Genomic DNA, 7,246 nt, shown 5'->3' with positions numbered 1-7,246 from the left:
GGGGCCCCGACCGGCCCGTGCGCACCAGGCCCGTGCGCACCGGTCCCGTGCGCACCAGGCCCGTGCGCACCGGTCCCGTGCGCACCAGACCCGTGCGCGCCCACCCCGTGTGTCCCCGCCGACCGGTACGTCCCGGCCGAGCCGGGCCCCCTGCGGTCCTGGGAGATGTCGAGCACCGTGTGTTCGGGGCCCAGCCGGCTCAGATCCGTGCCGGGGTGCACGGTGTGCAGCACGACCAGGTCCCACCGCTGCCCCCACGGGTCGGCGACACCGGCCAGCGTCTCACCGTGCAGTTCGGCGCTCGGCACCAGCGGGTCCGTGAAGGCGACCGTCGCCCCCCAGTCCGCCAGCAGCCCCATGATCTCCAGCGCGGGACTCTCGCGGACGTCCGCCACGCCCCGCTTGTACGCGATCCCGACCAGCAGGACACGCGCTCCGGCAACCGGAATTCCCCGCGCGGCGAGCTTTGCCGTGATCAGCCCCGCCATGCGTCCGGGGCGTTCCGCGATGGCCCGCATCGCGGCGTCGACGACCGGCGAGGGAATACGTTCGGCCCTCAACTGCCAGAGCAGGTAATGCGGATCGCACGGAATGCAGTGACCGCCGACCCCGGGGCCCGGATAGAAGGGCATGAAGCCGTACGGCTTGGTGGCCGCCGCGTCGATCACCGCTCGGGGTTCCAGTCCGAATACGGCACAACTGTCGGCCAATTCGTTCGCCAGCGCGATATTGACGGCCCGGAACGTGTTCTCCCAGAGTTTGGTCATCTCGGCGGCTTCCGGGCTTCCGACCGTGTGCACCGAGAGGCAGACACGGGAAAGCACCGAGGCGGCGGAGGCGGTGCTCCGACGCCCCGCGCCGCCGACCACTCGCGGAGTGAGGTCCTGGCTGCGGCCGACGCTCCCCGGGTCGATCCGCTCCGGGGTGAAGGCCACGAAGACATCGGTCTCCACCTTCATCCCCCGGGCCGCGAGCGGCAGGAGCAGCAGATCCCGGGTCGTCCCCACGTAGCTGGTGGAGGTCAGCAGCAGCAGCTGTCCGGGCGTCGCGTGCGCGACCGCCGAGGCGCAGGCCGCCGAGAGCATCCCGAGGTCCGGCACCTGGTGGCGGTCCACGGGAGTGGGGACGCAGATCATCACGGTGTCCGCCCAGGCGGAGGCCCGGGGGTCGTCGGTGAGCAGGAAGGCGGCGTCCCGCAGCGCGTCCGTCAGCCGTTCCCGGTCCTGCGGCGCCAGGTCCACGGCGCCCGCGCGGATGTCCCGCAGCCGGTCCGCGCTGACGTCGATCCCGATCACCCGCACGCCCGCAGCCCGCAGCGCCAGGGCCGTCGGCAGACCCACGTACCCCAGTCCGATCACGGCGACGGCCCGTCCATGGCGTTCCGCCCGGGACAGCGGGAGGCGGTGCGTTGCACCGTCGTCCGGTACCGCGAAGGGGCTGGGCGGCTGCGCCTGGGCGGGAAAGTCCGTCGAATGATCGGGCGTCGAGGAAATCGGGTCGGGGTCGGTTCGGCCCTGCACCGGAACGCCTCCCGCCGCGGCGGGGGTTGTCGAGTTTTCCGGCTCGGGGTTCTCGCCCGGTTCGACCGGGGTCTGGTCTTTTCCTGTCACCACGGAGGAATCGTGCCCGATCCGTCACGAAACACAGGGTCGGACACGGCGTGACAGCACGATCGACGGCGACCCTCTACCCGTTCGCGTACTCATCCATTCCCTGGCCGGTGCGACGGCGAGTAATTCACCTTCTCCTCGCGGCTATTCGGCGATGGAACGATCGTATGACCGCAAGGCGATGGAAAGTCGGGCTCCCCGCACACACGCGTACTCCCCGGCGCCACGCGCCCCCGCCGCCCGCACCGGCATGCGCCCCCGTCGCACCGCCACGCGATCCCAAGGACCGTCCCGCACCCGGCCGCACCCCGGCCCGCACCGCGCGGGGACGCCGGGGCGGCCGGCTCCGCACGCGCTGGGCATGGCCGGTTATGAGCCATGCGCCTTGCGCGTCTCACCACGTGAGCCAGCTCCTTCCACCCCTGAAAATTTCGAACACGTTCCGCACGGCCGTGGACCGCCGTTCCCGGTGGTGACGACGGCCGACAGCCGGCGGCCGACATCGGGACCAAGATCGACGAAACGTCCGCTTAACGAACACCAGCCACCCGGCAACGGACGAGTTCTGGCCAAATCGTTGACGCGCTCCTGACAGGAACGCGCCGCGACTGACACTCTTCCGTCGTTCCGCGTACCGCCTGCACTGCCGACCGGGCCACCGCCCGCCGGTACCCCCCTCGCAGAAGGAGTCCGCGTGAGACTCACGCACAGCCGTCGCACCACCGCGACCGGCGCCCTGATAGCCGCGGCAGCCCTCGTCGCCGTCGGCGTCACCTCCCCCGCAGCGACCGCCACCCCCGCCGCGTCCCCGGCGGCCTCTCCCACCCTGGGCAAGGTCAACCCGGGTGCGCTGCCGGCGGACCTCTCCCCCGCCGCCCGTGCGACCCTGATCGCCAAGGCCGACGCGGGCAAGGCCACCACCGCCAAGGAACTCGGGCTCGGCGCGACGGAGAAGCTCGTCGTCCGCGACGTCGTCAAGGACGCCGACGGCACGGTGCACACCCGCTACGAGCGCACCCTCGGCGGGCTGCCGGTCCTCGGAGGCGACCTCGTCGTCACGTCGAGCGCGGCCGGCGCGACCGAGTCCGTCACCAAGGCGTCCCGTGCCACCACCGCGCAGCTGAAGGCGGTCGGCACCGTCGCCGACATCGCCCCGGCCACCGCCGAGAAGCAGGCTCTCGGCGCGGCCTCGGCCGACGGCTCGAAGGCCACCACGGCGAGCCAGGCCCCGCGCAAGGTCGTCTGGCTGGCGGACGGCACCCCGAAGCTCGCCTTCGAGACGGTGGTCGGCGGTCTCCAGGAGGACGGCACCCCGAACGAGCTGCACGTCGTCACCGACGCCGCCTCGGGCGCCAAGCTCTTCGAGTGGCAGGGCATCGAGACCGGTACCGGCAACACGCAGTACAGCGGCACCGTCACCCTCGGCACCTCGGGCACCACGGGTTCGTACAACCTCACCGACTCCACCCGCGGCGGCCACAAGACGTACAACCTGAACCACGGCACGTCCGGCACCGGGACGCTCTTCTCCGGCGCGGACGACGTCTGGGGCAACGGCGTCGGCACCAACACCGAGACCGCCGCCGCCGACGCCCACTACGGCGCGGCCGAGACGTGGGACTACTACAAGAACGTCCACGGCCGCACCGGCATCAAGGGCAACGGCGTCGCCGCGTACTCCCGGGTCCACTACAGCAACAACTATGTCAACGCCTTCTGGACCGACAGCTGCTTCTGCATGACGTACGGCGACGGCGCCGGCAACGCCGCCCCGCTGACCTCGCTGGACGTCGCGGCCCACGAGATGTCGCACGGCGTCACCGCGGCCACCGCCGGCCTGGTCTACAGCGGTGAGTCCGGTGGCCTCAACGAGGCGACCAGCGACATCTTCGCGGCGGGCGTGGAGTTCTACTCCAACACCGCGGCCGACCCGGGCGACTACCTCGTCGGCGAGAAGATCAACATCAACGGCGACGGCACCCCGCTGCGCTACATGGACAAGCCGAGCAAGGACGGCGGCTCGTACGACTCGTGGTACTCCGGCATCGGCAACGCCGACGTCCACTACTCCTCGGGTCCCGCGAACCACTTCTTCTACCTGCTCTCCGAGGGCAGCGGCGCCAAGACCGTCAACGGCGTCTCCTACAACTCCCCGACCTCGGACGGCCTCGCCGTGACCGGCATCGGCCGCGACAAGGCTCTGGCGATCTGGTACCGGGCGCTCACCACGAAGTTCACCACGACGACCAACTACGCCTCCGCGCGTACCGGTACCCTCGCCGCCGCCGGTGAGCTGTACGGCACGACGAGCGCCGAGTACACCGCCGTGGCCAACGCCTGGGCCGGCATCAACGTCGGCACCCGCCCGGGCGGCACGACGCCCGGCACCGGGACGGTCTTCACCAGCAACACCGCCGTCTCGATCCCGGACAACGGCGCCGCGGTCACCAGCTCGCTCACCGTCTCCGGTGTCACCGGCAACGCTCCGAGCACCCTCCAGGTCGCGGTGAACATCACCCACACCTGGCGCGGTGACCTGGTCGTCGACCTCGTCGGCCCGAACGGGACCTCCTACCGGCTGAAGAGCTCCTCGTCGAGCGACTCGGCCGACAACGTGGTGGCGACCTACACGGTCAACGCCTCCGCGCAGGTCGCCAACGGTGTCTGGAAGCTGAAGGCGCAGGACGTCGCCTCGGGCGACACCGGCAAGATCAACAGCTTCTCGCTCACCTTCTGACGCGCCCTCGCCCGATGAAACCCACCTGACCCGACCGCGCCGAACAGGCCCGGTCGGGGCGGGACCCCGGACGGCCCGGGAGGAGATCGCCTCTCCTCCCGGGCCGTCCGCCGCCGTCCGTCCCCTTGCCGGCCATGGCCCCGAAAGCCCCCGCGGGGGTGGCCGTCTAAGCTGTCGATGATCAACGCCCCTGGACCTTGCGGGGCGTTGCGCGAAAATCCATGGGGAGGGCGGATTCGATGTCCGGGACCAGCAAGTGGAACGTACGAAGATCGATCGGTGCGGGGCTGTGCGCCGCCGTGGTGGGGGGAATCCTGCTGGCTCCGGGGTCGGCCACGGCCTCGGACACGGACCCGCAGCCGACCGCCCCGGTGCCGTCCGCCCGGGGAACCGCCGCGGTCACACCGGGGAGCACCGCTCTCGGCGACGGCGAACGCGTCAGCCTCGTCGACGGTGACGTGCGCATCACCGACAGCGGCTCGGCGGGTTCCGCCGGCACCTACGCCTTCGGTTCGGCGAACGGCGCGCTCGAAGTGCGTCCGACCGCCCTGCCGCAGCAGGTGCGGCCCACCAGGATCGCCGTCCCGGCCGCCGCGGCGGCCATGTCCGCCGCACAGGCGGCGGCCTCGTACACGGTGAATCTGAACATCACCAACGCCGACGTGCTGTCCAAGACCTTCTACGTGTGGAACAGCAAGACCTGGGCGTCCTACGCCGTCGACAGCGACGAGATCGGCCCGTCCGCGACCGTCAAGCTTCCCCCGGGCGACTACTTCTCCGTGGCGCTGCACAGCGACTGGCAGCGCCCGTCCTACATCCTGACCCGCTCCTTCAAGGTCGGTACGGCCGCCACGACCGTCTCCTTCGACGAGCGCGCGGCGAAGGAGACGGGCATCGGTGTCGACGACACGACGGCCGTCCGTGAGGCCTCCGCCGTGTGGATCTCGGTGCCTGGCGACCAGCTCGCCGGATTCGCCGGGTCGGACGCGGGCAAGGTGTACGTCACCCCGTTCTCGCAGACCGGCGCGGCGCTGCGGATCCACGACGTGCTCAGCCGCAAGGGCAGCACGGCGAGCACCCCGAGCCCCTTCCGGTACGACCTCATGCACACCTACACCGACACGGTGCCCGCCGCTCCGATCGCGTCGGTGAAGCAGGCCTCGCTCGCGAAGACGGTCACCCGCGTGAACGCCCCGGGCACCCGGACCACCGCCCTGCTGCAGACGGTTCCGGACCTCGGCGAGTGGACCGGCGTCTACGTGGACTCGGCCGTGCCCGTGGCGGGCCCGGTCACCGAGTACGTCACGCCCGGCGTCTCCTACAGCAGGCTCCTCTCCTACGGGACCGGCGACTACACCCTGCGGCTCCCGGACCGCACCCTGGCCGCCGGCACCACGCCCGGGGAGATCCTCGGCGCGGCGCCGCTGCAGCCGGTCAGGACGGAGGGCTCGGGGTCACGGCGCAGCGGCAACACCGTCACGCTGTACGAATCCGACGGTCTCGGCGACGCCGACGGGCACTACGGGTCGGACAACCGCTCGGCGGTCTCCTACCGTCTGGCGCGCGACGGCGTGACCTGGGCGGAGGCCTTGGACGAGCCGGTCAACCATCCCCTGGTGGCCCAAGTCCCCTCCGGCTCCGGCACGTACACCCTGGAGCAGACGGTCGACCACCGCGTGCCGTACAGGAAGCTGTCCACGACGGTGCGCAACGAGTGGACGTTCACGTCCGGCACCACGTCCCGGGCCACCGCGCTGCCGCTGGTCGGCACCCGGGTGAGGCTCACCGGGCTCGACGCGTCGAACCGGGCCACCGCCACCACCCCGGTGACCGTCACCGCCACCGCGGACACCCTCGCGCCCTCCGCGACGGCGTCCGTCACCGGCATCGAGTACTCCGTCGACGGCGGAGCGGTATGGACCCCCCTGCCGCTCACCGGTGCCACGGCCTCCCTGACGGTTCCCGCCACCGCGGCCTTCGTGTCGCTGCGCGTCACCGCCACCGACGACGAGGGCGGCAGCCTGCGCCGCACCCTCGACCGCGCCTTCGCAGGGCCGGGCACCCAGGGGGACGAGACGACCGGCTCCACCCGGATCTCGAACATCGTGGTCAACGGCGGCAAGGCCGTCGAGTTGTCCGACCAGCCGCAGCAGGAGTTCAAGGCGACGTTCACCGCCACGGATCCGGCGGGCATCGCCGGCGGGGACATGTATCTGTACCACGGCTCGTACGACGCCCCCGACGGGGTGCTCTACGGTTCCTGGCCCGCCACCTGCACCAAGGTCAGCGCGACCACGTCCTCGTGCGAAACGGACTTCGCCTACGTCTCTCCCCGGTGGACCCTCGGTCTCAACGCGCTGGCCGGCACCTGGAAGCTCGCGGCCTGGGCGGAGTCGGCGGACGGCAGCGGCCTCACCGATCTGCACGCGGCGGCGTCGGTGGCGATCCAGCGCGACTCGACCCAGACCACCGACGCGGCACCTGAACCCGTGGTCAAGGGCAAGACCATCACGGTCACCGGCAAGCTCTCCCGCGCCAACTGGGAGGCGGGCGGCTACCACGGCTACGCCACCCAGCCGGTCCGGCTCCAGTTCCGGAAGAACGGGACGACGACCTACACCACGGTGAAGACCGTGAACTCGGACTCCGTCGGAAACCTCAGGACCACGGTGACCGCCTCGGTCGACGGGTTCTGGCGCTACTCCTTCGCCGGCACCGCGTCGACCCCGCCGGCCACGGCCGCGGGCGACTTCGTCGACGTGCGCTGACGGCGGGAACACGAGAAGGCCCCGGGCCCATTAAAGCTGCTGCCGGCGAAGGAAATCTCATCAAATCGGTTGAGCACTCCTCCCAGGTCGCTTTCAGAGAGATCTGCACACCATGCCACCACCGGGGCCGC

The 7,246-nt window shown here is 71.2% G+C and carries 3 protein-coding genes; 2 read left to right on the top strand and 1 reads right to left on the bottom strand.

What is annotated here, in order from left to right:
* On the bottom strand, positions 1-1,358 hold a 1,358-nt coding region (locus ACWD3D_RS30940; RefSeq protein ID WP_451464061.1), incomplete at its 3' end, for a nucleotide sugar dehydrogenase.
* Between the two features lie 946 nt (positions 1,359-2,304).
* Here ACWD3D_RS30940 and ACWD3D_RS30935 point away from each other — a divergent pair.
* Together ACWD3D_RS30935 and ACWD3D_RS30930 are read left to right on the top strand one after the other, a co-directional pair.
* Positions 2,305-4,347 carry a M4 family metallopeptidase gene (locus ACWD3D_RS30935; RefSeq protein WP_451464060.1) on the top strand — a complete coding sequence of 681 codons (2,043 nt, stop codon included), beginning with the start codon at positions 2,305-2,307 and terminating at the stop codon, positions 4,345-4,347.
* A gap of 239 nt (positions 4,348-4,586) precedes the next feature.
* The gene (locus tag ACWD3D_RS30930; protein WP_451464059.1) at positions 4,587-7,115 is read left to right on the top strand and encodes a hypothetical protein; all 2,529 of its coding nucleotides are present in this window, start codon (positions 4,587-4,589) and stop codon (positions 7,113-7,115) included.
* Positions 7,116-7,246 lie beyond the last annotated feature (131 nt).

Source organism: Streptomyces sp. NPDC002690 (assembly GCF_053592415.1).
The sequence above is the reverse complement of the archived record's forward strand: the minus strand, read 5'-3'. Positions and strand labels throughout refer to the sequence as shown.

Coding starts and splice junctions, on each gene's coding strand:
- ACWD3D_RS30930 (WP_451464059.1), top strand. CDS start 4,587: ATGTCCGGGACCAGCAAGTGGAACGTACGAAGATCGATCGGTGCGGGG.